At 35.4% G+C, this 24,831-nt stretch carries 27 protein-coding genes and 1 tRNA gene; 14 read left to right on the top strand and 14 right to left on the bottom strand.

What is annotated here, in order from left to right; genetic code table 11:
- Positions 1-54 precede the first annotated feature (54 nt).
- The 4 genes from Q763_RS02270 to aroB all read right to left on the bottom strand — a co-directional run bounded on the left by Q763_RS02270 (position 55) and on the right by aroB (position 4,188).
- Positions 55-405: a hypothetical protein gene (locus Q763_RS02270; RefSeq protein WP_035130793.1), complete on the bottom strand. Its 351-nt coding sequence runs from the start codon at positions 403-405 to the stop codon at positions 55-57.
- A 9-nt stretch (positions 406-414) separates the two neighbouring features.
- Positions 415-1,386, bottom strand: coding sequence for a deoxyhypusine synthase family protein (locus Q763_RS02275; RefSeq protein ID WP_035130794.1), 972 nt, complete (start codon positions 1,384-1,386; stop codon positions 415-417).
- 44 nt (positions 1,387-1,430) lie between these two features.
- Positions 1,431-2,831: an arginine decarboxylase gene (locus Q763_RS02280; protein ID WP_035130796.1), complete on the bottom strand. Its 1,401-nt coding sequence runs from the start codon at positions 2,829-2,831 to the stop codon at positions 1,431-1,433.
- Positions 2,832-3,120: 289 nt separating this feature from the next.
- Positions 3,121-4,188, bottom strand: coding sequence for a 3-dehydroquinate synthase (gene aroB / locus Q763_RS02285; protein ID WP_035130798.1), 1,068 nt, complete (start codon positions 4,186-4,188; stop codon positions 3,121-3,123).
- A 94-nt stretch (positions 4,189-4,282) separates the two neighbouring features.
- On the opposite strand from aroB, the gene Q763_RS02290 reads away from it, so the two are divergent.
- From Q763_RS02290 to Q763_RS02305, 4 genes are all read left to right on the top strand, one after another.
- The gene (locus tag Q763_RS02290) at positions 4,283-5,458 is read left to right on the top strand and encodes a proline dehydrogenase family protein (RefSeq protein ID WP_035130801.1); all 1,176 of its coding nucleotides are present in this window, start codon (positions 4,283-4,285) and stop codon (positions 5,456-5,458) included.
- 37 nt (positions 5,459-5,495) lie between these two features.
- The gene (locus Q763_RS02295; RefSeq protein ID WP_035130804.1) at positions 5,496-5,870 is read left to right on the top strand and encodes a DUF4258 domain-containing protein; all 375 of its coding nucleotides are present in this window, start codon (positions 5,496-5,498) and stop codon (positions 5,868-5,870) included.
- A gap of 93 nt (positions 5,871-5,963) precedes the next feature.
- A tRNA-Val gene (locus Q763_RS02300) sits at positions 5,964-6,038 on the top strand.
- Between the two features lie 206 nt (positions 6,039-6,244).
- Entirely contained in the window at positions 6,245-7,705 is a 1,461-nt protein-coding gene (locus Q763_RS02305) for a hypothetical protein (protein WP_035130806.1), read from the top strand.
- Positions 7,706-7,953: 248 nt separating this feature from the next.
- Here Q763_RS02305 and Q763_RS02310 read toward each other — a convergent pair whose 3' ends face one another.
- Positions 7,954-9,696 (bottom strand): RluA family pseudouridine synthase, encoded by a 1,743-nt coding sequence (locus Q763_RS02310; protein WP_316931450.1) that lies wholly within the window; start codon positions 9,694-9,696, stop codon positions 7,954-7,956.
- A 102-nt stretch (positions 9,697-9,798) separates the two neighbouring features.
- Between Q763_RS02310 and Q763_RS02315 the strand changes: the two genes are divergently transcribed.
- Both Q763_RS02315 and Q763_RS02320 read left to right on the top strand, forming a co-directional pair.
- Entirely contained in the window at positions 9,799-10,356 is a 558-nt protein-coding gene (locus Q763_RS02315; protein WP_035130808.1) for a DUF6642 family protein, read from the top strand.
- A gap of 14 nt (positions 10,357-10,370) precedes the next feature.
- Positions 10,371-10,955 (top strand): polysulfide reductase NrfD, encoded by a 585-nt coding sequence (locus tag Q763_RS02320; RefSeq protein WP_035130810.1) that lies wholly within the window; start codon positions 10,371-10,373, stop codon positions 10,953-10,955.
- On the opposite strand, the gene Q763_RS02325 is transcribed toward Q763_RS02320, so the two are convergent.
- The 8 genes from Q763_RS02325 to rlmD form a co-directional block, all read right to left on the bottom strand.
- Positions 10,948-11,403, bottom strand: a complete 456-nt coding sequence (locus Q763_RS02325; RefSeq protein ID WP_035130812.1) for a GNAT family N-acetyltransferase — start codon at positions 11,401-11,403, stop codon at positions 10,948-10,950. The genes Q763_RS02320 and Q763_RS02325 overlap by 8 nt on opposite strands.
- Positions 11,390-12,220 carry a sulfite exporter TauE/SafE family protein gene (locus Q763_RS02330; RefSeq protein ID WP_035130814.1) on the bottom strand — a complete coding sequence of 277 codons (831 nt, stop codon included), beginning with the start codon at positions 12,218-12,220 and terminating at the stop codon, positions 11,390-11,392. The genes Q763_RS02325 and Q763_RS02330 overlap by 14 nt, the downstream gene beginning before the upstream one ends.
- Before the next feature lie 36 nt (positions 12,221-12,256).
- Positions 12,257-13,450: an alanine dehydrogenase gene (locus tag Q763_RS02335; RefSeq protein ID WP_035130816.1), complete on the bottom strand. Its 1,194-nt coding sequence runs from the start codon at positions 13,448-13,450 to the stop codon at positions 12,257-12,259.
- 57 nt (positions 13,451-13,507) lie between these two features.
- A complete protein-coding gene (tsaE, locus tag Q763_RS02340; RefSeq protein ID WP_035130818.1) occupies positions 13,508-13,915 on the bottom strand; it encodes a tRNA (adenosine(37)-N6)-threonylcarbamoyltransferase complex ATPase subunit type 1 TsaE in 408 nt (135 codons plus the stop codon).
- An 11-nt stretch (positions 13,916-13,926) separates the two neighbouring features.
- Complete coding sequence (gene porX, locus Q763_RS02345; RefSeq protein ID WP_035130820.1) at positions 13,927-15,480, bottom strand: T9SS response regulator signal transducer PorX; 1,554 nt, start codon at positions 15,478-15,480, stop codon at positions 13,927-13,929.
- 150 nt (positions 15,481-15,630) lie between these two features.
- Positions 15,631-16,284 carry a DUF6048 family protein gene (locus tag Q763_RS02350; protein WP_232297489.1) on the bottom strand — a complete coding sequence of 218 codons (654 nt, stop codon included), beginning with the start codon at positions 16,282-16,284 and terminating at the stop codon, positions 15,631-15,633.
- 22 nt (positions 16,285-16,306) lie between these two features.
- The gene (locus tag Q763_RS02355; protein ID WP_035130824.1) at positions 16,307-16,837 is read right to left on the bottom strand and encodes a DUF6452 family protein; all 531 of its coding nucleotides are present in this window, start codon (positions 16,835-16,837) and stop codon (positions 16,307-16,309) included.
- Positions 16,838-16,858: 21 nt separating this feature from the next.
- Positions 16,859-18,271 (bottom strand): 23S rRNA (uracil(1939)-C(5))-methyltransferase RlmD, encoded by a 1,413-nt coding sequence (gene rlmD, locus Q763_RS02360; protein ID WP_035130826.1) that lies wholly within the window; start codon positions 18,269-18,271, stop codon positions 16,859-16,861.
- Between the two features lie 68 nt (positions 18,272-18,339).
- On the opposite strand from rlmD, the gene Q763_RS02365 reads away from it, so the two are divergent.
- From Q763_RS02365 to Q763_RS02400, 8 genes are all read left to right on the top strand, one after another.
- Positions 18,340-18,897: a DUF1697 domain-containing protein gene (locus Q763_RS02365; protein ID WP_035130828.1), complete on the top strand. Its 558-nt coding sequence runs from the start codon at positions 18,340-18,342 to the stop codon at positions 18,895-18,897.
- Between the two features lie 101 nt (positions 18,898-18,998).
- Positions 18,999-19,415, top strand: coding sequence for an OsmC family protein (locus Q763_RS02370; protein ID WP_035130830.1), 417 nt, complete (start codon positions 18,999-19,001; stop codon positions 19,413-19,415).
- An 85-nt stretch (positions 19,416-19,500) separates the two neighbouring features.
- Complete coding sequence (locus tag Q763_RS02375) at positions 19,501-20,454, top strand: helix-turn-helix transcriptional regulator (protein ID WP_035130833.1); 954 nt, start codon at positions 19,501-19,503, stop codon at positions 20,452-20,454.
- A 72-nt stretch (positions 20,455-20,526) separates the two neighbouring features.
- Entirely contained in the window at positions 20,527-21,024 is a 498-nt protein-coding gene (locus tag Q763_RS02380) for a DinB family protein (protein ID WP_035130835.1), read from the top strand.
- A 176-nt stretch (positions 21,025-21,200) separates the two neighbouring features.
- Entirely contained in the window at positions 21,201-22,445 is a 1,245-nt protein-coding gene (rocD, locus tag Q763_RS02385; protein WP_035130836.1) for an ornithine--oxo-acid transaminase, read from the top strand.
- A gap of 47 nt (positions 22,446-22,492) precedes the next feature.
- Positions 22,493-22,954 carry a DUF5362 family protein gene (locus Q763_RS02390; protein ID WP_035130838.1) on the top strand — a complete coding sequence of 154 codons (462 nt, stop codon included), beginning with the start codon at positions 22,493-22,495 and terminating at the stop codon, positions 22,952-22,954.
- A 96-nt stretch (positions 22,955-23,050) separates the two neighbouring features.
- Positions 23,051-23,245 carry a hypothetical protein gene (locus Q763_RS02395; protein WP_035130840.1) on the top strand — a complete coding sequence of 65 codons (195 nt, stop codon included), beginning with the start codon at positions 23,051-23,053 and terminating at the stop codon, positions 23,243-23,245.
- Positions 23,214-23,792, top strand: coding sequence for a Smr/MutS family protein (locus Q763_RS02400; RefSeq protein ID WP_232297490.1), 579 nt, complete (start codon positions 23,214-23,216; stop codon positions 23,790-23,792). Before Q763_RS02395 ends, Q763_RS02400 begins: the two co-directional genes overlap by 32 nt.
- A 32-nt stretch (positions 23,793-23,824) precedes the next feature.
- Here Q763_RS02400 and Q763_RS17325 read toward each other — a convergent pair whose 3' ends face one another.
- The gene (locus tag Q763_RS17325) at positions 23,825-24,805 is read right to left on the bottom strand and encodes a hypothetical protein (RefSeq protein WP_052123197.1); all 981 of its coding nucleotides are present in this window, start codon (positions 24,803-24,805) and stop codon (positions 23,825-23,827) included.
- Positions 24,806-24,831: the final 26 nt, after the last annotated feature.

The raw sequence follows: 24,831 nt of genomic DNA on the forward strand, positions 1-24,831 counted from the left end.
AAAAAAAAGAACTCTGTTAAGAGTTCTTTAATATTTTATATGATTACCGGATTACTATTCTTCTTCCTCCTCGTCATCATTAGTATCATTATCGCTGTCATCATCATCGTCGTCATCGTCATTATTATTAGCGATTTCAAGATCTTTTAATGCATCAAGATCATCACCACCGTCAGAATCCATATCGTCATCTTCGTAGTTTTCAATCCTATCAGCAAGCTTAGTACTAACTTTTACAAGATAAATAGTATCTTCTGTACGTACTTCTACCGCTTCGATAGTTTCGTTTTTTGCATTTTTAAAACGGATGATATCAGAATCGTCATATCCGTCAGGAAATTTATCCACCAAAAGGGTTAAAATTTCATTAGTTAATTTGGCGTAATCAACAATAACTCTTTTCATAAAATGATATTATAAATCTAACAGGTAAGCAAAAATTAGAGGGGCAACAATTGTTGCATCTGATTCTATAATAAACTTAGGTGTGTTTATGTCCAGTTTACCCCAGGTAATCTTTTCATTTGGAACAGCTCCAGAGTACGAACCGTAACTTGTTGTAGAGTCTGATATCTGACAGAAGTAGCTCCAGAAAGGAACATCGTGCATTTCCATATCCTGGTAAAGCATCGGTACAACACAAATAGGGAAGTCACCCGCAATACCACCACCAATTTGAAAGAAACCTACACCGTTATCACTGTTTTTAGAATACCAGTCAGCAAGGAAAGTCATGTACTCAATACCTGATTTCATAGTTGTAGCTTTAAGCTCCCCTTTAATCACGTATGAAGCAAAAATGTTACCCATTGTACTGTCTTCCCATCCAGGTACTACTATTGGTAAATTCTTTTCTGCAGCAGCATACATCCAACTGTCTTTAAGGTCTATTTCATAGTACTCTTCAAGAACACCGGAAAGAAGCATTTTATACATAAACTCATGAGGGAAATATCTTTCACCCTTATCATCTGCATCTTTCCATATTTGGTATATGTGTTTTTGTAGCCTTCTGAAAGCTTCATGTTCAGGGATACAGGTATCTGTAACACGGTTAAGTCCGCGCTCCAGTAAATCCCATTCCTGTTGTGGAGTTAGATCTCTATAATTAGGTACTCTCTCGTAGTGAGAGTGAGCTACAAGATTCATAATATCTTCTTCAAGGTTAGCCCCTGTACAAGAAATGATTTGTACTTTATCCTGACGAATCATTTCGGCGAAAATTTTTCCAAGTTCCGCTGTACTCATAGCACCTGCAAGTGTCACCATCATTTTAGCACCACCGTTAAGTTGCTCTTCATAAGCTTTGGCAGCGTCTACTAATGCAGCCGAATTGAAGTGCAGATAGTACTTTTCAATAAACTGGCTAATTGGTCCTTTGTTCATTTTAAATCTGTTTATGTATGTTTTTTAAAAAACTCAAAAATAAATTATTTTTTATCGTAACCTAATATTTTTAGAACATCTTCTGCGTCCTGTTGCTCAGAAAATACTTCGGTCGCTAAAATTCCGTTTTCATCCCTGTCTATCAGTATGTGTTTTGGCTGTGGGATAAGGCAGTGGTGTAATCCGCCGTACCCGCCAATTGTTTCCTGATAAGCACCAGTATTAAAGAAACCAATATACAAAGGTTTTTCTTTATTATACTTAGGTAGGTAAATAGCGTTCATGTTTTGTTCAGAATTGTAATAATCATCACTGTCACATGTCATTCCTCCTAAAAGTACTCTTTCATACTGGTCGTTCCAACGGTTCACAGCAAGCATAATGAAACGCTTGTTTATTGCCCATGTATCCGGAAGGGTAGTGATGAAAGATGAGTCAATCATATTCCATTTTTCCCTGTCGTTTTGTTGCTTTTGGTAAAGTACCTGATAAATTGCTCCGGCGCTTTCACCTACAGTAAACGAACCGAATTCTGTAAAAATGTTTGGTACATCTACTTCAGCTTCTTCGCAGGCAATTTTAATTTGATTTAGTATCTCGTCTATCATGTACTGGTAGTCGTATTCAAACGCCAGTGAGTTTTTGATAGGGAAACCACCACCAATATTAAGGCTGTCAAGGCTAGGGCACTCTTTTTTAAGGCTTATGTATACTTTTAAACATTTTAAAAGCTCATTCCAGTAGTAAGACGTATCCCTTATACCTGTGTTGATAAAGAAGTGAAGCATTTTAAGCTCCAAATTCTTGTTCTCCTGAATTTGTTTTCTGTAAAAAGGTACAATATTCCTGTAACCTATACCTAAACGAGAGGTATAGAATTCAAATTTAGGCTCTTCCTCAGCAGCAATACGTATACCTATTTTAAACTTACCGTTAATTTTTTCCTGTAACAGGTCAAGTTCCTCATAGTTATCTATAATAGGAATAGTTTTGTTATGCCCGTTATTAATAAGCCTTGCTATGTTATCTATGTACTGGTCTCTTTTAAAACCGTTACATATCACAAAGGTATTCTTGTTTATTTTTCCGCTCTCTAATAGTTTCTCAACTATGTTAATATCAAAAGCAGATGATGTCTCTACATGGATATTGTTTTTAAAAGCCTCATTCATCACATATTCAAAGTGAGAGCTTTTTGTACAATAACAATAGTAGTATTTACCTTCATACTTATGTTTTTCCATTGCATTTCTAAACCATCCTTTTGCTTTCTGGATATTATTAGAAATTTGAGGTAAGTAGGTAAATTTTAATGGAGAACCATATTGTTCCACAAGCTTCATCAAATCGATGTTGTGGAATAAAAGGTTGTCTTTATTTAGGGTAAATTCTTCCTGAGGGAAATAAAAAGTCTGATTTATTAAATCGAAATATTTTGTGTTCATACTATTAGTGAGTTTGACTGATTATAAAATTAAGAAAAACTTAAAGTGATAATCTGTTTTCAAACTCTTAAATTAGCGTACATTATTTCTAAACTTTTGTGAATATTTTTGTTAAAATATATTGGCATACCTGCACTTTTTTTCGTTAAAAGCCATAAAATACGCATAGTAGACAACACGTTGTTATCCCTTATGGTTACTGCTTTAAAAACTATGTGTAGGTATTTTTTCATCGGCGCAAATGTAAAAAATAATCATTCGTATTTAAAAACAATTTCTTAAAAAAATGTTATGCTAAATAGTCGTGAAAAGCTTCGGTTATAAGCTCGTTGTTTACAGGCTCATTAAACGATGCTTTACCAATACCGTTTAGCACTACAAAAAGTACCTCTCCAAATTCACTTTTTTTATCATGAGACAGGAGTTTCATGATGTTTTCAATGTCGGTTTGGTCAAATTCTGTTTTCCCGAATATTGAAGTTATTACTTCTTTTATTTGAGTATATTCATTTAAAGTTAATAAATCTTTTTTAAATGATATATAACTTTCCATTACTATACCTATAGCTATGGCTTCGCCATGAAGTAATGTTGTTTTTTCTTCGGTGTCGAGATGGTACGATTCTATGGCGTGTCCAATTGTGTGACCGAAGTTTAATATTTTACGTAATCCTTTTTCGGTAGGGTCTTGAGTTACGACATTATTTTTTATAATTACCGACTCATATATAAGCTGCTGAAGGTCGTCTGTAGTTAGTTCGTTAAGGTCAAGAAATTTTTCCCAGTAAGTTTTATCACAAATAAGTCCGTGTTTTAGCATCTCTGCCAGTCCGGCGCGCATTTCGTTTTGCGGTAGTGTACCAAGGTAATTAATATCCATAAGTACCGCTATAGGATTACTAATAACACCCACCTGATTTTTGAGAGAGCCAAGGTCTACACCGGTTTTACCGCCAACAGAAGCATCAACCATAGACAATAGGGAAGTAGGCACATTAATAAAGTCGATACCTCGTTTAAAGGTAGACGAAACAAATCCGCCTAAATCGGTAATCATTCCGCCACCTACATTTATCATTATGCTTTTCCTATCGCCGCCCATTTCGGTAAGAGCATACCATAACTGGGTACAGGTTTCAATAGTTTTGTTTATTTCGCCGGCATCAATTTCCAGTATCTCTATTTCCACTTCGGTAGCCAGTTGTGCCAAGAAGTTAGGCAGGCAAAGCTGAGAAGTGTTACTGTCGGCAACCACAAATACCTTCGAATATTTATCGGAAGTTATGGTTTCCTGTAAAAAAGAGTAACAATCGTTATTAAAAAGTATAGGATAATGTGGGGTTTGAATAGCCTGCATAACGAACAAATTTAAATATATCGCAAAATAAACTATTTTATATTATTAAATATTGATTGTAGTGTATTTATATTTGCACAAATTTTTTAACGCAATGGAAAAAATCTTCAACAACACAGCAGTTGCATTTTCCCTTAAAAGTGATACAGAACTTGACAGGGCTTATTTCCTTTTTAAGATGATAGCTTCTGAGCCTCTTGTAAAGATAGGAACAGCAGTAACAAATTTTGCATTAAAAGTACATTTACCTGTAGAAGGCCTTATCAGGGCTACGGTATTTGATCATTTTTGCGGAGGTACAAATGAGGAAGATTGCCTTCCTGTGGTAGACAAGATGTTTACTAAAGGTGTAACATCGGTACTTGACTACTCGGTAGAAGCAAAAGAAGATGAGTCGGAATTTGATAACGCACTCAATAAAACCTTAAAAACTATTGTTTTTGCAAAAGAAAGGGCAGCGATACCTTTTGCGGTATTCAAGCCAACAGGTTTCGGGCGTTTTGAACTTTACCAAAAACTGGGAGAGGGCAAATCACTTAACGAAACTGAAACTGCAGAATGGAACAGGGTTATAGAGCGTTTTGAAAAAGTTTGTAAAACGGCTCATGAAATGGATGTGGCACTGCTTATTGATGCTGAAGAAAGCTGGATGCAGGATGCAGCCGATGATCTTGTTGCCGAGATGATGCGTAAATACAACAAGGAGAAAGCTATAGTTTATAACACGTTACAAATGTATCGTTGGGACAGACTGGAGTATCTTCAAAAATTGCATGCACAGGCTAAGGAAGAAGGATTTCATATTGGGATGAAAGTAGTGAGGGGAGCCTACATGGAAAAAGAAAACAAAAGGGCAGAGGAGAAAGGTTACCAGTCACCTATTTGTCCGTCTAAAAAAGCTACAGATGAAAACTATGATGCTGCTATACAGTACATGGTAGACCATATAGATACTATGGCAATTTTTGCCGGAACTCATAACGAGGACAGTTCTTACAAGCTTATGCAACTTATGGAAGAGAAGGGCATTGCTAAAAATGATGGTAAAGTATTTTTTGGACAGTTATATGGTATGAGTGATAACATTAGCTTTAATCTTGCTGCTAATGATTATAATGTTACTAAATACCTTCCGTTTGGTCCTGTAAGGGATGTTATGCCGTACCTTATAAGAAGAGCAGAGGAAAATACATCGGTAGCTGGGCAAACCACACGTGAGCTTAACCTTATTGGTGCCGAAAGAAAAAGAAGAAAGCTGGAGGAGATTTAAGCCACCGTTTTTAATTACTTTTACAAAAAATTAAAAAATGAAATTTAAATACCGTTTAGCATACTTTTTATTCGGAGCCCTTTTAGGGTGTATATTTTTAGTATTCTTTTTAAAGAAAAAAGATGCCGACTTTTGTTATCTCCCAAATTGCAGGGTTCTAAAAGATATTAGGAGTAAAAGCTTTAATGTGTCTGACGAGGCCCAGGAAAAATTAGACCAAAACTGGGTTACTATGGAGGATGTAGAGAAAACTACCGAGTTTGGTGATGTAGATTTTTCAAGAAGTAAGACTCCTTATAAAGGAGGTAAAATTTATATCATTGAAGGTAGAAATGCTAATAATGAGCCTATTGAGATTGAGGTAGTGAATTTTGAAAAGAAGGTGCTTTTGAAAGACATAAAAAAACTTTAAAATATTTTTCAAAAACACTTGCAAATACAAATACTAAGCGTATATTTGCACTCGCAATAAGGAACTGATTACGGTTGCAATTGCAGATATAGCGGGCGATTAGCTCAGTTGGTTCAGAGCACCTCGTTTACACCGAGGGGGTCGGGGGTTCGAATCCCTCATCGCCCACAACCTTTAAAAAGCTTCAGTTTTCACTGAAGCTTTTTTGTTTTTATACCTTTTCTAATTTAACTCCGTTTACTTAAAACCATAATCAAGATTTTATTTTTTTGTTTAGTATTGTATAACATAGTGATACATTACACATATACATCTGTGAAAAGCCAGATATATGCTATAAATTAGCAAAGACTAAGAAGCCCCACAAACTAATCATGAAAGATATGAACTTAAATTTAAGATTTGCAACTAGTATCATTCGTCCATGGGAGAGGTTAAACTCTGAATTGACAAATCAAATTTCAGTTGATTCAGATATTTCTGATTTCATTACAATGGCAGAAGATTTAGCAGTTCGATTAAGTCATTTTCCAGAAATCGCTGGAAGAAAATCTGTTAGAACTAATAAAAATTCTCAGGAATACAATGTTATCGTTGACATAGCAGATGCAACAAAACACGAATCGCTAAGCAACGAAGAACGAAATAACAAATTATCTATAAGTTCACAGTTTGAAGGAAGAGATGATGAAACATTTCGCTTTATTAGGAACAAAATAGTTGTTGAGCATTCAAAATACGGCAATGTTGATTTTTTAGAGACTTCAAAGAAAGCCGCCGAATTTTTATTTTCTCAATTAGGGTTAAATATTTTTTGGAAAGCTAACATTCTTGAAGCACCAATTTATTTTTCGAATAAGGTACAACTAGATATATACTATAAACATCAATTTGTATGGAATGGTTTGCAAATAGAATTTCTTCGAAAGAATGAATCTGGTGAATTAATACATTATAATCCACCTAATTTTTTATTTGAACTTCGTTCGCATGAATCGATAATGGCGACGAACTTCTTTGAATATGTATATGAATTGCTAAAAGTTTCTATAAATCAGGAATATATAATTTCAATTAATCCTTTAGCTAGATCTAATAATTCAAATAATGCAGAATTTACAATTAAAAACAACTTTAAAGAAGAGGTAATAATAGTTAAATTAATCCCTCAAGATTGCGCTACAAATATTGAATACTTTAAAAATGTTTTAAAAGATTTAAAATTTGAGAGCCTAATAATTATCTCAAAAATAGATTTTTCTGAAGACATAAAAGAATATGTTTGTAGTTTAGAAAATGTTTCTTTAGTGATTATAAGTAATCATGAAGCTGTAAATATTCCTATTGGTTTTTTTAAAATAAAAACTACACATTCAAATTTAAAATTAACATCAGTAAATAAGATTGTTTTAGGTGTTCTTAAAGAAGATGCTGAATTATTTTCAAGTCTACATAATAAACCAATTAATAGTATAGGGAAAAAATTTTCGTTAGATAAGGTAAATCTAATTGATTTTGAAGAATTATGTTTGAGTCAAGTTGTAATTAAGAATGGGAAAACAAAAGGGAAAATGAGCCTAAATTATAAACCTCGTGACAAAAAAGATTTCTTTGTAAAAATAGATGACAAATTTATAAAAATTGGAGTTGAAGTAGATTTTGAGTGGGAAACCGAAAACACAGAACTAAACTCTCCAATTTTAACTTTTGATAAAACTCAAATGGGAATTTCATTCTGGTACTTAGAAAGTTATATTACTATAGAAGGAAAAAAAAATCATATTAAAATTCCCGCAATAAAATATGGAAACACATCAGCATTTGGACTGCTATAAATTACAGTCAGTCCTGTCTAAATATGAGAAACGCTATGAAATCTTACATTTTATATTCCCGAAAATTTCAAAATATGGATTAGGTGGTCGATTACAAATTCTGAGCCTCCAATCTTTAAAAATCTTTAGGGAAAAACTGACACCTTATTATATTATCAATTTACTTCATCAAAACTCTTTCTAATTCGGTATGAATTATTTAAGTTAGTAAAATGAATAAACTGAAAAAACAAAATGATATAAAATAATTAAAACTCTTCGGGAGCTTCAAAACTCATTTTTTCCTGAGTTGCCGGATGTATAAATTCTAAATAGGCAGCATGCAGATGTAGCCTTTCGGCAGATGTACCATACAGGTCATCACCTACAATAGGAGCATTTAGTCCCTGTTCGTGTGCCGAATGCATGCGTAACTGATGCGTACGACCAGTAAGTGGCCAAAAATGAACTTTGGTAGTAGTTTCATTTTTCGCTACAGTTTTCCATTTGGTTACCGCTTTTTTACCGTGTTCAAAGCAAACTAATTGTCGGGGTCTGTTATCAAGGTCACCACGTAACGGCAGGCTTATTTCGCCCTCATTTTCGGCAAATGTTCCCGCCAGTAATGCTGTATAGCGTTTGTTTACAGTACGTCTTAAAAACTGTTTTTGTATGTCTTTATGAGTTTCTTTGGTCTTTGCTACTACCAGTAAGCCTGAAGTTGCCATATCCAACCTGTGAATAATTAAAGGCTCGATATTTCCCCACATTGCCTGAAGCCTTGTATAAACCGAGTCCTGAATTACAATACCGGGAACCGAAAGCAACTCGGCAGGTTTGTTTACCACGATAAGGTAATCGTCCTCAAAAATAATTTCCAGTTTTTTGTCCTCTCCCTGATTGATTAATAACGGGTTATCATCTACAGGAGTGCCTTTTAGCATATGTTCCAATATAGGTTTACATTTACCGGTACAGGCAGGGTAGTATTGTTTGTGCTGCCTTATTTCCGACTTTGGAGGCGTTCCCCACCAAAATTCAGCCATAGCTATCGGTTGGAAACCGTGTTTAAAAGCATATTGCAATAGCTTAGGGGTGGCACATTCTCCGGCTGCAGCGGGAGGTTTTCCAAATACCGTATCCTTAAATATGGCATGAAGGCTTTTGTTTTCTCTGTCTTTATTTAAAAATACATATTGTTCAAAAAGCTGTTGTTGCAATGCAGACGATTTTTCCTTTCGCTCTTTCTTTAAGCTTTCAATAGTGTTTTCGTATTCGGCAAGCTGTTGTTTAACTTCATCAATGCTTTCCTGCCATTTATTTATTAATACGTTAAGCTGATGCTTATCGTGTAGACTGTGTTTTATCATGAAAGCCTCAAACTCGGCATAATCTTCACCACTCAGGATATTTTTTTGTTCCTGGCGCTGTTTTTTACGATCCTGTTTGTTGGCTTTTAAAATTTGTTTAAAGTCATTTATCTCTTTATCAGAAGCTAAATTATATTTCTGTAGTTTTTGTTTGAGGGAGATGTAATGACTATCGGCTTCAATTTCTTTAACCCTGTCGTTAATGCTGTTAAGAATATACTGCTCCTTCAGGAAAAAACTATTTTCCATAAGCATATCAAAAACAGGAGGAACAAATTTAGGATGCTCATTAGATCCGGCAAGTTTACCTGAAAAAGCCGACAGGTAGCCCAGTTTTCCATTTGTGTCTTTTACTACTAATACTCCAAACATTTTCCCAATAACAATTCCGTCTTGATTCTCATCCAAACCAAAGTTGTGATCCAGTTCGGTTTGAGTTTCTAAATAGTATTGCAGTTCTTCTGCCGCTATTTTTGTTAACTCGTGTGGCTCGTAGTAAAAAGGAAAGGTGAAGCGTTCCGGTAAATCAATAGAATTTATCAGGCTTTCAGGGAAATAGGTAATTCTGTCTGTAGGATTGCTTGCCACCGGGTAATATAATTTTTGCGCGAAAGTAATGGTTTTCTGTTTATTGGTAAACAATTGGTGTCTATTTTATGATTACTAACACAATATAAGAGCATCAAAAATGTGATTTTAAAACACAAATATTACATTTGCCATGCATTATTTAGAATAGATTATATGGATTATGAAAACTTCATTTTTTGCCTTGAGGCTGTAACCGATGTAGACAGGGCAGAAAGTACCGAAGTGGTTAGGAATTTGGAACAGTTGGCTTTTGAAGGGATTTCCAGTATTTATAAAAACTGTGATACTATAGAAGGAATGGAGGAGAGCCTGCAGGCTTTACTGTATGACGATCATAACTTTAAAAACTATGAGATTATTTACCTGGTAATGCAGGGACAGGCCAACAATATTTGTATTAACGGATATTATTACAGCATAGAGGAGATTGCCGAGCTTTTTGAAGGAAGGATGAAAGGGAAGGTAATACATTTCGCCAACTCAAAAGTATTGGATCTTGATGAAGAGGAGGCTCAGTATTTTCTTGATATTACAGGAGCTAAAGCCATATCGGGTTACGGACTTCCCTTTAGCGGTATTAGTAGTGTTAATCTCGATAAATTATTTTTCAGCCTTTTTGAAGATAGTGATGACGTAGTAGATATAGTGGAAGAACTGCATGAAAAACGTTATGCTCTTTGTAAAACACTTGATTTTAGATTATATTACTAATTCATTTCAATAATATGAACACCTTACAGGTAATACTAAATATAGTAAACAATATTTTTATAAAAGAGCTATTTTATATTGTGATTGCTCTTGTATTGTATAAATCAATATTTAAAAGGGATGATATTTATACAAAATCGATAAATTTTCTACGATGGATAATTGTTTGTTATTCGGTAATGGGACTGTTATCGTATTTGCTGTTATTGATATTCCCTAACGAAGAGTATGCTTTAATAAACAGGGCTACAGGTCCTTATTGGTGGAGTTACTTATTAATGAGTAATGGTCATCTCCTTATTCCTTTGTTGCTTTTAAACAAAAGATTAGGAAGAAGTGTTTATTTCCTGTTGTTTCTTGGCATCATAATGAATATGGGCAGATTGTTTGAAAGATTTGTAATACTTACCACCTCTCTACACAGGGATTATTTACCACAGGGATGGGAGATAACAGAAAATAGCCTTATAGGTATGTTTTTAATTATTGCAGGGAATTTTATCTTTTCCCTATTTACAGGATTGTTAGTAGGTGCTTTTATTGTACTGGTGTTTCATGTAATGCATTTGTATAAAAACAGGAAGCCGACAGTTATTTAATATCGTTGATACTGTTTTCCATTCGGTATAAATCCAAACCTTTTGCCCAGTAGTCTTTACTGATTTCCCGAATTTTAAATCCAAACTTTCCGTAAAACTTATAAGTGAGTTGTGATGTACGAACCCTCACGGTTGTTACCGTACTGATTTGTTTTATTTTTTGGATTCTGAAAAGGGTTAAGGTAGTACCTAATCCCTGTCCATGATAATCAGGATGGAAAAAATCCCATGAAAGTATTCCTGTAGTAAGGTCGTCAGAAAGGTTTATGCCTCCTGCGCCAACAATGTTTTCATTTTTAGTAAGTACATAGTATTTATAAATACTATTATTCAAATAGTCAATTAAATCCTGTTCTTCCTCAGGTGAAAAGTAATGAGGGGTGTTTAGTCTGAGTAATTCTATTAGACAGGGTTTGTCTGCAGATGTATACTCCCTAATGCTTACCATAAAAAAGGATTCTTATTCCTACTATAATAAGGCATACAGCAAGTGCCCTGATAATGGTATGGCTTTTAATTTTATGGGAAAAATAAGCGCCAAGCTGAGCTCCTGGTATAACCCCCAGTGATAAGTACACTATAGTTAAAACAATATCGGTATTGTTGTATGTGCCATTTACAGCATGTGTAATCACACTAACGGTAGCCATAATAGCCAATATGAAGTGTGAAGTTGCTGTAGCAATATGCACAGGGAATTTTAGCCAGTTTACCATGGCAGGTACATGTATTATTCCGCCGCCAATACCTAAAAGAGGGGAGATGTAACCTACCACAACACTTATAAGTGAACCTATTGATTGCTTATAGCTGTATTCGTATGTTGTTCCGCTTTTATCGGTTAGTACGGTATGTTTGTATCCTTTTTTTTCTGAGCTGATAACCGAATTGGAAATAATAGCCTTGTTTTTAAAGAAAAGGTATACCGAAAGTCCAATAAGCATAATACCGAATATGATTTTAAATATATTCTGCGGAATGTATTTAACGGTATAAACCCCAAGTATTGATCCCGGAATAGTGAATACTGCAAAAACCAATCCTGCCTTATAATCAATTCTACCGGATTTAGCATAGGCCATAGAGCCTGAAATAGAGTTCACAGCCACTACAGCTATTGAGATTGCCGTAACGACCTCGGGAGGGAATTCAGTATAGAAAAGAAGTAAAAAGGGTACAAGTATAAAACCACCTCCGGCTCCTATAAGTGTTCCTACTGTTCCAATTATTAGTCCGGTGATAATTAAGGTAATGGGAGTATGCAAAATTGTATTGTTTGTTTGACAGAGTAGTTAAACTCTTTAAAAAATTAAAAGGTTAATGTCCCTAAAAGGTATATTAAACCATTCGGCAACAGGGCGATTGGTTAACAGTCCGTGATAAAAGTAAATCCCGTTTTTAAGTCCGTAATTACATCTTATAGAGCTTTCTATACCACCGTCTTCAGCAATTTGCAGTAAAAACGGAGTAATTATATTACTAATAGACATAGAAGCTGTTTTAGAGTAACGTGACGGTATATTAGGTACACAATAGTGAATTACGTTGTTTTTTATAAAGGTAGGCTTTTCGTGAGTTGTTATTTCAGATGTTTCAAAGCAACCACCGGTGTCAATACAAACATCAATAATCACTGCTCCTTTTTTCATACGTTCCACCATGTTTTCGGTAACTACAATAGGTGTACGGTTTTTACCTCTCATAGCACCAATAGCCACATCACAACGCATTAAGGCTTTTAGCAGCACCTTTTCCTGTATGGTAGAGGTGAATATCCTTTGGTTAAGATTGTTTTGCAGCCTACGAAGTTTGGTGATCGAATTATCAAACACTTTTACGTTGGCTCCAAGACCCAGTGCAGTTCTGGCAGCATATTCGGCTACAGTACCGGCACCTACAATAACAACCTCTGTGGGCGGTACTCCAGTTATGTTCCCCAAAAGCAGGCCTTTCCCTATCTTTTGGTTAATCATCAGTTCTGAAGCGATAAGTACCGAAGCGGTACCTGCAATCTCACTTAATGATTTTACGGCAGGGTAGGAACCATCCTCGTCCTTTATGAATTCAAATGCAAGTCCGGTTATTTTTTTTGATGCTAAAGCTTCAAAATATTCTTTCTTTTGTGTTTTTATCTGTATGGCAGAAATAAGTAACCCCTGATGAGCCATCATTTCTATTTCCTGTAGTGTAGGCGGTTCAACCTTTAGTATTACAGGGCAGCTGAACACTTTTTTTGTATCGCTGGTTATTTCGGCTCCGGCATCGCTAAACTCCTTATCGCTGTAGCTGGAACTAACTCCGGCTCCCGCTTCGATCATAACACGGTGCCCGTGTGCTACAAGTGATGCAACAGCATCAGGTGTAAGGCATATTCTTCGTTCCTGATAAGATGTTTCTTTTGGGATTCCTATAAACAGGTCACTTCGCTGCTTTCCTACTTCAAGTTTCTCCTCCTGCGGAAGCAATTGCTGTTTTGTAAAGGGTGTTAACGACATGATGGTTGGGCTGAAATATTTTGATACAATTTACAAAAATAATGTTAAGTTAAATAACTATTTTACAACTACATGCCTTTTACCGTCGGGCAGTTGTTTAATGGTAATTGCCGTATGATCTAAAGGGATAAGATTAGGTGTTTTTTCGGGCCATTCTATAAGGCACAGATTACCCGAATAGAAGTATTCGTCTATACCCATATCATAAGCCTCTTCTTCGGTATTTAAACGATACAGGTCAAAATGGTAAAGGATATCACCATTTTCGGTTTCATATTCATTTACCAGTGAAAAGGTAGGGCTGGAGGTCATATCCTGAACTCCAAGCTGTTTAGCCAAAGCTTTTATAAGGGTAGTTTTGCCCACGCCCATACCGGCATGGAACAAAACTATATTTTTTATATTGGCAGACAGTATTTGCTGTGCAACGCTGTCTATCTCATCTAAGGAAAATGTAATTTCCATAAGTACTTCACCTATTTTGGGTTGAACACTAAAAACGGTATAATCATTTCTTCCAGTGAAATACCACCATGCTGATAGGTATTTCTGTAATAGCTTACATAATGGTTAAAGTTATTTACATAAGCAAGGAAAAGATCGTTTTTAGCAAAAATAAACGAACTGCTCATATTTACAGCCGGTAGGTGTATACTTTTTGGATCTTTTACATGGTATACGTCTTTATCCTCATAAGTAAGGCTACGCCCGGTTTTGTAACGAAGGTTAAGGCTTGTATTCCTGTCACCAATAACTTTTGAAGGGTTTTTAACGTTTATGGTACCGTGATCTGTAGTAAGTATAAGCTTAAAGCCCATTTGTTGAGCCTGTTGTATCATTTCCAAAAGTGGCGAGTTTTTAAACCAGCTAAGGGTTAGCGACCTGTAAGCCTTGTCGTTACTTGCAAGTTCTTTTACCACGTCCATTTCGGTTTTGGCATGCGAAAGCATATCTACAAAGTTGTATACTATCGTGGTAAGATCATTGTTTTTAAGCCCTTTAAAGTTATCTACTAGTTTTTTACCGTCTTTAAAGTTGGTAATTTTATAGTACTCCTGTTTTGTGTTAAGACCTAAACGCTTAATTTGCTCGGTAAGGAACTCAGCCTCAAAAAGGTTCTTTCCGCCCTCATCTACATCATTTTTCCAGTACTGCGGATATTTCTTTTCCATCTCTAACGGCATAAGACCCGAGAAGATAGCGTTACGCGCATACTGGGTAGCAGTAGGAAGGATAGAGAAGTAAGTATTTTCTTTTTCCAGTTTGTAGTGGTTGTTTACTACACTTTCAAAAGCTTTCCACTGGTCGTACCTAAGGTTATCTATAACCACAAACAGTATAGGCTGTTTCTTTTTGATTTCAGGAACAACCAGTTCTTTAAAAAGGGTATGAGACAGTACAGGCTTATCATCCTCTTTAGGATCAAACCAGTCTTCGTAGTTTTTCTCTATAAATTTACCAAACTGAGAGTTGGCTTCAAGCTTTTGTGATTCCAGTATTTCAATCATACTGTGGTCTTCAATATTCTCAAGCTCAATTTCCCAGAAAACCAGTTTTTTATACAGGTCAATCCAGTCTTCATAACTGTTTACCATTGACATGTCCATGGCAATTTTCCTGAATTCTTTTTGATAGTCAAGTGTAGTTTTTTCAGATACCAGTCTTGAATTGTCCAGGTTCTTTTTAAGGCTAAGTAAAATCTGGTTTGGATTTACGGGTTTTATAAGGTAATCGGCAATTTTAGAACCGATAGCCTCTTCCATAATGTATTCCTCTTCACTCTTGGTAATCATAATTACCGGTACAGATGATTTTTTCTCCTTAATCTCGGCAAGTGTTTCCAGTCCGCTAAGTCCCGGCATATTTTCATCAAGGAAAACAATATCAAAACTTTCTTGGTCAAAAAGGTCTAAGGCATCCTGCCCGTTATTTGCTGTAGTAACTTTATAGTTTTTCTTTTCTAAAAACAGTATATGTGGTTTTAACAGGTCGATTTCATCATCAACCCATAATATCTTTATTTCATTCATGTCAAAGTGGTTTTCCCTTCATTAAATTGATTATGCAATTTAACGCTAATTGCTCATTTTAGTATTAATTTTTTTATAAAAATATTAAGAACCTAAACAAAAAAAGCGCAAGTAGAAACTCACGCTTTTCCTATTGCTATATAATAAATATTATTTGGCTCTTTTGTATAGCGGAATGGTATATGAAAGGGTGTAGTTAAACCCTGCACCAAAGCTTCCGTCATAAGTACGGTTAAATCCGGGAATATAAAGGTTGTCAAAATTATCCGGCTTTTTATCTGTGATAAGAGCTTTTAATCTCACACTAAAACCTAAATACAGGTTATTAAATAACTCGGCTTTAATTCCCCCTACAAACTCCAGCCAGTGGGCACTCAGGCCACTGTATTCCTGATTAGGGTAAACCACAGTTTGCTCAAAATATCCTGAATCATCATATATCTTATAACTGTTAAGTGTTTGACTGTAACTGCTGAAACCATAACGGAAACCAATATATATCATGTTTTGCATGTCCAGCCAGTTCTCGTAGGCATTGTAATCAAAACCAAGTTTTATATAACTACCGTTGGTAGTGAAGTTCAACTGGTCGTCATTTACCGTAATTTTGGTATTACCTATTTCTCCGGCAGCATATATCTTTTTTGTAAGCCTGTAATCGGCAACAATTTCAAATCCCTGAAAATCGTGATCATAAAAAGAACGGGCAAACCTGTATAAATCGGCACCAACACGAATACCATACTTATCCGTTTTGGGCTTTTGCACGGTATCTGTTTTTTGTTCCTGCGAAAATGCCGGCATGATGGCCAACATTAAAACGATACTAAAAATAAATTTTGACGTGTACTTCATCTTCGTTTTCAATGTTTGACTCTTCAATAGTGTATTCCTGTATCCAAAGACCTTCTTCATCTTCAGAGTCTTCAATTACAAGAGGATCAGGCGCTGTTCCGTTTTGTAGGTTTAGTGTAAAATTGCTTTTAAAACCACAGGCACGGGAAACAAATAACTCTTTAGTCTCGTAGTTAAAAGTAATAACATCGGTATTATAAGTTATTTCACCAAGCTGGGACGAACCTAATCTAAAATTCCATGTTGTAGCGGTAGTATCAGTACGTAAAGGCACTTCAATATGGTTTGTACCATTAATAGTACCTATGGTATCTAAATCTGCCGAAAAGTAACTGAAAAAGGTAACATTTTTAGGATCTGTATGGTTATCACGGTTATAAAATTCAATAATAAGGCTAGGTGTTGTTACTGTGCCTTCGGCACATATATCATCTTTTTCACAACTCCAAAAGCTAACAGCTGTAAGGAGTGCCAGTAGAAAGACTGTTATTATTTTTTTCATAGTGATAAATTACAGAAATTATTATCGTTTTTCCAAAAGTACAACATTTTCCACGTGATGTGTTTGCGGGAACATATCAACAGGGCGAACGCGTGTTACTTTGTATTTTTCGTCCATTAATGCAAGGTCTCTTGCCTGTGTAGCCGAATTACAGCTTACATAAACCACTTTCTTAGGAGCAATTTTTAATATTTGCTCTACAACATCTTTGTGCATACCATCGCGTGGTGGGTCGGTTATAATTACATCAGGAGTACCGTGTGTGTTTATAAACTCTTCATTAAATACCACCTTCATGTCACCCACAAAAAAGTCACAGTTGGTTATTTCATTACGTTTAGCATTTTCCTTAGCATCGGCAATTGCTTCAGGCACTGCCTCAACACCAATAACTTTTTTAGCTTTTTTAGAAACGAACTGTGCAATGGTTCCTGTACCTGTATACAAATCGTATACCAATTCGTTTCCGGTAAGTCCTGCAAATTCACGTGTTATTTTATAAAGCTCATAAGCCTGGTCAGAATTGGTTTGATAAAACGACTTAGCATTAATACTAAATTTCAAACCTTCCATCTCTTCAAGGATATAGTCACGACCTTTGTAAAGTATAATATCCTGATCGTAAAGTGTATCATTAGCTTTACTGTTAATCACATATTGTAACGAAGTGATTTGAGGGAAACGATCGGCAAGGAAATCAAGAATAAGCTCTCTGTTCTCCTTATCGTCCTCAAAAAACTGGATAAGTACCATAATCTCACCTGTAGAGGCAGTACGTATCATAAGCGTACGTAGTAGCCCTTCATGGTTACGGGGATTAAAGAAAGTTAGTCCATTTTTATTAGCAAAGTCCCTTATTTCGTTTCTTATGGCGTTACTTGGATCTTCCTGTAAGCTACAGTGGGTAATATCAAGAATTTTGTCCCACATTTTAGGGATGTGGAATCCAAGTGCATTGGCGTTGTCAATTTCTTTACCACTTTGTATTTCCTCTTCTGTCATCCAACGTGAATTAGAGAAAGAGAATTCCATTTTGTTACGGTAAAAGAATTGTTTTTCAGAACCAAGTATTGGTTCAAATTCAGGTAGTTCTATTTTACCAATACGCTTAAGGTTATTGAATACCTCCTGATTTTTATAGAACAACTGCTGACTGTATTTCATGTTTTGCCATTTACAGCCCCCGCAGGAACCAAAATGACTACACACAGGCTCTGTTCTGTGTTCAGAGAATTCATGAATATTAATAGCCCTACCTTCGTAATAGGCTTTCCTTTTCTTAAAGGTTTGCACGTCTACTACGTCTCCGGGTACCACATTTGGTATAAATATAACCTTACCATCGGGAGCTTTAGCTACCGATACTCCTTTTGCGCCTGCATCAAGAACCTTGACATTGTCAAATACGATCTTGTCTGATCTTTTTCTTCCCATGCGGCAAAAATAAACTATTGGCTATAAAATTTAAATAAATTTGTAATTAAACTAATCAAACAAAAATAATGGCACTATATCTGGCACTTTTCAGAGGGATAAACGTAAGCGGTAAAAACATAATAAAAATGGAAAGTTTGCGAAAGCAAATGGATCTGGCAGGCTATGGTAATGTACAAACCTATATACAAAGTGGCAATGTGGTTTTTAAGGCTAAAGAAACATCTAAGGCAAAATTATCAGCTGCTATTGAGTCACTTATCAAAAAAGAATACGGTTATGATATTACCGTGTTTGTACTTGATATGGCAGATATGAACAAAGTTGCTGCAAATAATCCTTATGCTACAAGAGACGAGCTGGAAGAGGGGAGTAAAAAACTATATGTTACTTTTCTGTCGGAAATCCCACAAAAAGAAAATACCCAAAAGCTTTATGATGCATCTATAGGTGATGACAGTATTGAGTTTAATGATGATATATTATACTTTAAGCTCGCAACGAAAGCATCCGATTCTAAACTGAGTAATAATCTTATCGAATCAAAACTTAAGTTGAGGGCTACAACGCGTAACTGGAACACTACCATTAAGTTACTTACAATGTTAGAGAAATCTGAAAAATAAGTTCTCAATTTTAATGTTATGTTAAATTTAAATTGTTGATTATTTGGTATTTATCTGTTTAGTAACTTTATAAGGAATAAAGAAACCAAATAAAAAGATTTATGAAAAGACATGCAACTGCCCATTGGGAAGGATCATTGAAAGAAGGTGCCGGAAAATTAACAACACAAAGTACTGTTTTAAATAACACACAATATTCATTTAAAACCCGTTTTGAAGACGGTAACGGAACAAACCCCGAAGAACTCGTGGCAGCAGCCCATTCAGGCTGTTTTACCATGCAGCTTACAGCCTATATTAATGAGGCAGGGTATGAGGTAGATTCTATTGAAACCAAATGTGATATTGATTTTCAAAATGGAAGTATAGTTGAGTCTCACCTGTCGGTTGTGGCTAAAGTAGCTAAGATTAGTACAGACGAGTTTCAACAACTGGTAACGAAAGCAGAAAGCAATTGTCCTATATCTCGATTGCTTAATACAAAAATAACTTCGAATGCAACGCTTGTGCAGCAATAATTAAATTACAAAGGTTACTTAGTAAAGCCCCTTTTTGGGGCTTTTTTATTTGTAGTATATTTGGCTAATCAATCATCTTAATCAAATGAATCGTTTTGACCGTATTACTGCAATATTAATACAACTACAGTCTAAAAGGGTAGTTAAAGCACAAGATCTTGCCGACAGGTTTGATATAAGTCTTCGTACTGTATATCGTGATATCCGCACACTTGAAGAAGCCGGAGTGCCTTTATATGGTGAGGCCGGAGTAGGCTACTCCCTGGTAGAAGGATACAGGCTTCCACCAGTAATGTTTAGCAGGGAAGAGGCTATAGCCTTTTTAACTGCCGAAAAGCTTATGGAAAAGTTTACTGATGATTCCCTGCAAAATCATTTTTCTTCGGCTATGTATAAGGTAAAGGCAGTTTTAAGAGGAACCGAGAAAGACCTTGTGGAAAATTTAGAAAACCAGATAATGGTAACCCAGAGAAAAACCAATGCTTCTCCGTCGGGTAATATACTGGATACATTGCTTAAAGCCATATCAGATAAGAAAGTTATAAAACTAGAGTATAAGGCCTTTGGAAACGAAGAAAGTCTCGAAAGAAAAATAGAGCCTATAGGGGTGTTCCATGAATATGAAAACTGGTACACTATAGGGTACTGTCATTTAAGAGATAGTTACAGGCAGTTTAGGTTAGACAGGGTAGTAAGTATTGAACTTACAGATGAACTGCAACAGGAGCGTACTTCACTAAAGGAATTTAATGAAATGCGTGAAAGAGCAAAAGCAAGTCTCACTTTACAAAAAGTAATTATTAGGGTAGATAAAGCTATGGCTTTGTACATACAGGAACATAAGCATTATTATGGCTTTGTTTCAGAAAAAGTTAGCGATGACAATATAGAAATGACTTTTTTAACCCAATCACCACAGCAGGGTTTTGTAAGGTGGCTTGCTATGTTTGGTGATCAGGCAGAACTGATTGAGCCATTATCGCTTAAAACTGATATGAAGAAACTTTTGGAACGAATTTCAGAAAAAATGAATCTTTAAAATCCTACTGACATACTGTTGTCATAACACAGGGTTTACTTTGTAATGTCAAACAAATAAACCACAACAGTTATGGAATTAATCGCATTACTAAAACAGGAATTGAATGAAGAGTCAAGAACAACCCGTAAAATGCTTAGCAGGGTACCACCAGAGAAGTTCGACTGGCAGCCACACCCTAAAAGCATGACACTGGGTAGGCTTGCTTCACACGTGGCAGAATTGCCGGGATGTGTAGCTATGGCTGTAGATACTCATGAACTTGACTTTGCAGATAACCCTTATGAACCTAAGGATGTTAAAAACACAGGTGAATTACTGGATTATTTTGAAGAGTCGCTTAAAAATGCAAAAGACGGACTTGAAAAAATCGATGTGAAAGATTTTAACGAACCATGGACACTGAGAAACGGAGAGCAAATTCTTAATTCGTATACTAAATATAGTGTAATAAGGATGGCTTACTCGCAGGTTGTACATCACAGGGCACAGCTAGGTGTGTATTTAAGATTACTTAATATACCTATACCGGGTAGTTATGGCCCAAGTGCCGACGAAGTAGCTTTCTAGTTTAAAAATGCTAAATTTTACAAATCCCTCACTGCAATACTGCGTGAGGGATTTTTAATTACATTTTACTCAAAATAAATAATAAATCGTTTTAATTTTATTAATTTGCAGCAAAGGATGATTTCTCTCCTAACTAAGCAGGAATTGTAAAGTGAAAATTAAAAATTTAGATTACAATGTCAGTTTTAGAAAAATTGAGTTCGGCAGATGCCATTGCTTTAGAAGACAAATACGGAGCGCATAATTATCACCCGCTTCCGGTAGTTTTAAGCAAAGGAGAAGGTGTTTATGTGTGGGATGTTGAAGGTAAAAAATATTACGATTTTCTATCGGCTTATTCGGCAGTAAATCAGGGACATTGCCATCCTAAAATTGTAGGTGCAATGATGGAGCAGGCTCAAACCCTAACATTAACATCAAGAGCTTTTTATAATGACAAGCTGGGCAGATACGAAGAGTTTATAACCAAATATTTTGGTTTTGATAAAGTACTGCCAATGAATACCGGTGCTGAGGCTGTGGAAACAGCAATTAAACTTTGCCGTAAATGGGCTTATGAGAAAAAAGGAATTGCTGAGCAGCAGGCTAAAATAGTAGTTTGTAAAAACAACTTCCACGGTAGAACAACAACAATAATTTCGTTCTCTAATGATGAGGACGCAAGGAAAAACTTCGGTCCGTATACTGAAGGTTTCATCAAAATAGAATATGATAACCTAGAGGTGCTGGAAGAAACTTTAAAAAATAATAGTGATATTGCAGGATTCCTGGTAGAGCCTATACAGGGAGAAGCAGGAGTTTATGTACCTTCAGAAGGGTATTTAGCTAAAGCAAAAGCACTTTGTGAAAAACATAATGTACTGTTTATTGCAGATGAGGTTCAAACCGGTATAGCAAGAACAGGTAAATTACTTGCAGTTAACCATGAAAATGTAACTCCGGATATTCTTATTTTAGGAAAAGCACTTTCAGGAGGGGCTTATCCTGTATCGGCAGTATTAGCTAATAACAGTGTTATGGATGTTATTAAGCCGGGACAGCACGGTTCTACTTTTGGAGGTAATCCGGTTGCAGCAGCTGTCGCAATAGCAGCCCTTGAAGTAATTCAAGACGAAAAACTTGCTGAAAATGCAGAAAAATTAGGTGTTCTTTTCCGTGATAAAATAAATGAATATATTAGCGAAAGCAATATAGTTACTTTAGTAAGAGGTAAGGGATTACTTAATGCTATAGTTATCAATGATACAGAAGACAGTTCTACAGCATGGGATATTTGTGTTAAACTAAAAGAACATGGATTATTAGCAAAACCAACCCATGGTAACATAATTCGATTTGCACCACCATTAGTTATGAATGAGGAGCAATTGTTAGACTGTGTAAATATCATTACATCGACGCTTAAAGAATTTGAAAAATAACAAACACATTAAATAACCAATTAATTATTAACTAACAATTTTGTTTTATGGAAAATAATTCCGCATTTGATTCTTTTGAATTACAAATTACTAACGAGTCTAAAGAGTATCTAAGAGTTGCTGCTAAATGGTCAGGCTTCTTAGCAATTGTAGGTTTCGTATTTTTAGGTTTAGGAGCTCTTGGAGGATTTTCAATGCTTGCTTTAGGTAGCGCTATGGGATCTGCCATGGGAGGTGCTATGGGAGGTTTATCAGGTTCTGTTTTTGGAATTTTTTATCTTTTAGTAGTGGCTTTGGCTTTCATACCTACATTATACCTGTATAAATTTTCTTCAAGAACAAAACAGGCTTTATTAAGTAACAGAACAGAAGATCTTACTGAGTCTATGAAAAACCTAAAATCATATTTTAGGTTTATGGGTATTTTTACTCTTATTGTAATTGTTCTTTATATACTTTTAATTGTTATAGGTATAGGTGCTGCTGCCTCTATGGGGGGTAGAATGTAATTCAAAGTACTTCAATACTAGAAATATATTAATCCCGCCATGTGCGGGATTTTTTATTTAAAAACTTATAGTAAATTTGGAGTCTTAATAAACACTATGAGAACAATTTTTATAATATTAATGTTTGTGGCCGCTTTTTGGGCTTTTTATGAGCAGTCTAAAGATCAGCCTAACAAAATATTAATGATTCTTGCTTTTGCAGTTTTTGCTTTTGGTTTAATGCGACTTATGGCAAAAGTGCCAGGCAAGGAAGAAAGAGATGAAAGAGAAAATAGAGATGAAGACATTTAATATAGGTGATGAGGTAACGGTTTTAGATGATTCTTTTTCGGGAAAAGTAAAAGGGTTTAGAAAAGACAGAGTTGTTATTGAAACTCCCGAAGGCTTTGAGCTTGATTTTGAAGCGCAGGAATTGGTTAAAATCGCCGATACAGGAGATATGAAGTCATTATTTTCATCGCAAAGCTTGTCTTCTGTATTGAAAGATAAGGAAGAGCCTAAAAAAAGGAGTTTTGTAAAGGAAAAACGTTCTAAAAAAGATGATTTTGTACTGGAGGTTGATTTACATATAGAGAAACTCGTGCCTAACAAAAAGGGTATGTCTAACTATGATATACTAACCTTACAAACCGAAACGGCTAAACGCCAAATTGATTTTGCCATAAAAAACAGAATGCCTAAAGTTGTACTTATTCACGGAGTGGGAGAAGGTATACTTAAAGCAGAATTAGATTTTTTGTTGGGTAGATATGATAACATTAGCTTTCAGGATGCCAATTACAGGAAATACGGACTGGGAGCTACCGAGGTTTATATAAAACAAAACCCTGACAGATAAGAATAAAAAAAGCAGCCATTAGGCTGCTTTTTTTATTCTGTACCAAATTGTCCGAAAACATAATTTCCGTCTTCGTCTTCTGTTGGTTTAAAAGTTTCTTCATTGTTGGTAGAATTAAAGAAGGTAACATCGTGAAATATTACAGTATGTTGAAATTCTCCCACAACGACTTCTTCAGTTGTCACCCAAATTTCACCGGTAGTAAGCCATCGCTGTTCTACAACAGGTGTAATAGGAGGGGTGTTGCTACAAATTAATGTACCTGAAGCAGTACCGGAGTAAACATCAAAAATTACCCTGTTATCAGCATCGTCAAGTTCAAGAATTCTTGGAGCATCAATACCGGTAACTTCATTAACAAATAAGGTATTGAAGTTTTCTGAAGTAATAATTATTTTTAATACTTCGTGAGAGTTTATTTCGTAAATTATTTTAGGAGCACTTTCATCTCCGCTATCACATTTGCTGGGATTAATAGTGCCGTTTGAGAAATCTTCAAAATCAAAATCAAATCCTTGTGAAGTAGTATATGTACCATAGTTTTGGTTTTCAATCACTATAGTCTCATCATCTTTAACGAATTCAAGTCTAACAATAGAGATGCTGTGTTCGTAAGATACATCCCCGTCATCACTTACAAGTTTTGTAGTTGTAACAGTAAGCTCACCACCCTGTGAGGCATTCCATTCTTCAACAACAGTAGGTGTTGCAGGTGGCAATGATGTACAAATAGCAGAGGAGGTTACTGTACCGCTATAATTTCTGTAAATAACTTTATTGGCGCTGTTTACAGTAATAGTATCTATGGTTCCGTCAATATTTGAAAAGTATTCCTCAATGTTTACATCAAGTATAAGTACTTCTGTTCCGTTTATCTTGTATAAAAATTCGTTGGCAGTACACAACTGTGCTGTAGTTACATCACCAAAGTTAAAATCTTTAAATGTCATATCACCATCATCACAGGCAAATACCAGCAGTACAATAGCAAACAGAGCAGATAGCTTTTTCATAAATTATATTTTTCAACAAAAATAAG

It is taken from the genome of Flavobacterium beibuense F44-8 (genome assembly GCF_000769915.1).
Classification (GTDB): domain Bacteria; phylum Bacteroidota; class Bacteroidia; order Flavobacteriales; family Flavobacteriaceae; genus Flavobacterium; species Flavobacterium beibuense.

Bases quoted from the DNA above. Each gene is read 5' to 3' on its own strand.
- Q763_RS02270 (WP_035130793.1), bottom strand. From the start codon at position 405: ATGAAAAGAGTTATTGTTGATTACGCCAAATTAACTAATGAAATTTTA.
- Q763_RS02275 (WP_035130794.1), bottom strand. From the start codon at position 1,386: ATGAACAAAGGACCAATTAGCCAGTTTATTGAAAAGTACTATCTGCAC.
- Q763_RS02280 (WP_035130796.1), bottom strand. From the start codon at position 2,831: ATGAACACAAAATATTTCGATTTAATAAATCAGACTTTTTATTTCCCT.
- aroB (WP_035130798.1), bottom strand. From the start codon at position 4,188: ATGCAGGCTATTCAAACCCCACATTATCCTATACTTTTTAATAACGAT.
- Q763_RS02290 (WP_035130801.1), top strand. From the start codon at position 4,283: ATGGAAAAAATCTTCAACAACACAGCAGTTGCATTTTCCCTTAAAAGT.
- Q763_RS02295 (WP_035130804.1), top strand. From the start codon at position 5,496: ATGAAATTTAAATACCGTTTAGCATACTTTTTATTCGGAGCCCTTTTA.
- Q763_RS02305 (WP_035130806.1), top strand. From the start codon at position 6,245: ATGAAAGATATGAACTTAAATTTAAGATTTGCAACTAGTATCATTCGT.
- Q763_RS02315 (WP_035130808.1), top strand. From the start codon at position 9,799: ATGGATTATGAAAACTTCATTTTTTGCCTTGAGGCTGTAACCGATGTA.
- Q763_RS02320 (WP_035130810.1), top strand. From the start codon at position 10,371: ATGAACACCTTACAGGTAATACTAAATATAGTAAACAATATTTTTATA.
- Q763_RS02325 (WP_035130812.1), bottom strand. From the start codon at position 11,403: ATGGTAAGCATTAGGGAGTATACATCTGCAGACAAACCCTGTCTAATA.
- Q763_RS02335 (WP_035130816.1), bottom strand. From the start codon at position 13,450: ATGTCGTTAACACCCTTTACAAAACAGCAATTGCTTCCGCAGGAGGAG.
- tsaE (WP_035130818.1), bottom strand. From the start codon at position 13,915: ATGGAAATTACATTTTCCTTAGATGAGATAGACAGCGTTGCACAGCAA.
- porX (WP_035130820.1), bottom strand. From the start codon at position 15,480: ATGAATGAAATAAAGATATTATGGGTTGATGATGAAATCGACCTGTTA.
- Q763_RS02350 (WP_232297489.1), bottom strand. From the start codon at position 16,284: ATGCCGGCATTTTCGCAGGAACAAAAAACAGATACCGTGCAAAAGCCC.
- Q763_RS02355 (WP_035130824.1), bottom strand. From the start codon at position 16,837: ATGAAAAAAATAATAACAGTCTTTCTACTGGCACTCCTTACAGCTGTT.
- rlmD (WP_035130826.1), bottom strand. From the start codon at position 18,271: ATGGGAAGAAAAAGATCAGACAAGATCGTATTTGACAATGTCAAGGTT.
- Q763_RS02365 (WP_035130828.1), top strand. From the start codon at position 18,340: ATGGCACTATATCTGGCACTTTTCAGAGGGATAAACGTAAGCGGTAAA.
- Q763_RS02370 (WP_035130830.1), top strand. From the start codon at position 18,999: ATGAAAAGACATGCAACTGCCCATTGGGAAGGATCATTGAAAGAAGGT.
- Q763_RS02375 (WP_035130833.1), top strand. From the start codon at position 19,501: ATGAATCGTTTTGACCGTATTACTGCAATATTAATACAACTACAGTCT.
- Q763_RS02380 (WP_035130835.1), top strand. From the start codon at position 20,527: ATGGAATTAATCGCATTACTAAAACAGGAATTGAATGAAGAGTCAAGA.
- rocD (WP_035130836.1), top strand. From the start codon at position 21,201: ATGTCAGTTTTAGAAAAATTGAGTTCGGCAGATGCCATTGCTTTAGAA.
- Q763_RS02390 (WP_035130838.1), top strand. From the start codon at position 22,493: ATGGAAAATAATTCCGCATTTGATTCTTTTGAATTACAAATTACTAAC.
- Q763_RS02395 (WP_035130840.1), top strand. From the start codon at position 23,051: ATGAGAACAATTTTTATAATATTAATGTTTGTGGCCGCTTTTTGGGCT.
- Q763_RS02400 (WP_232297490.1), top strand. From the start codon at position 23,214: ATGAAAGAGAAAATAGAGATGAAGACATTTAATATAGGTGATGAGGTA.
- Q763_RS17325 (WP_052123197.1), bottom strand. From the start codon at position 24,805: ATGAAAAAGCTATCTGCTCTGTTTGCTATTGTACTGCTGGTATTTGCC.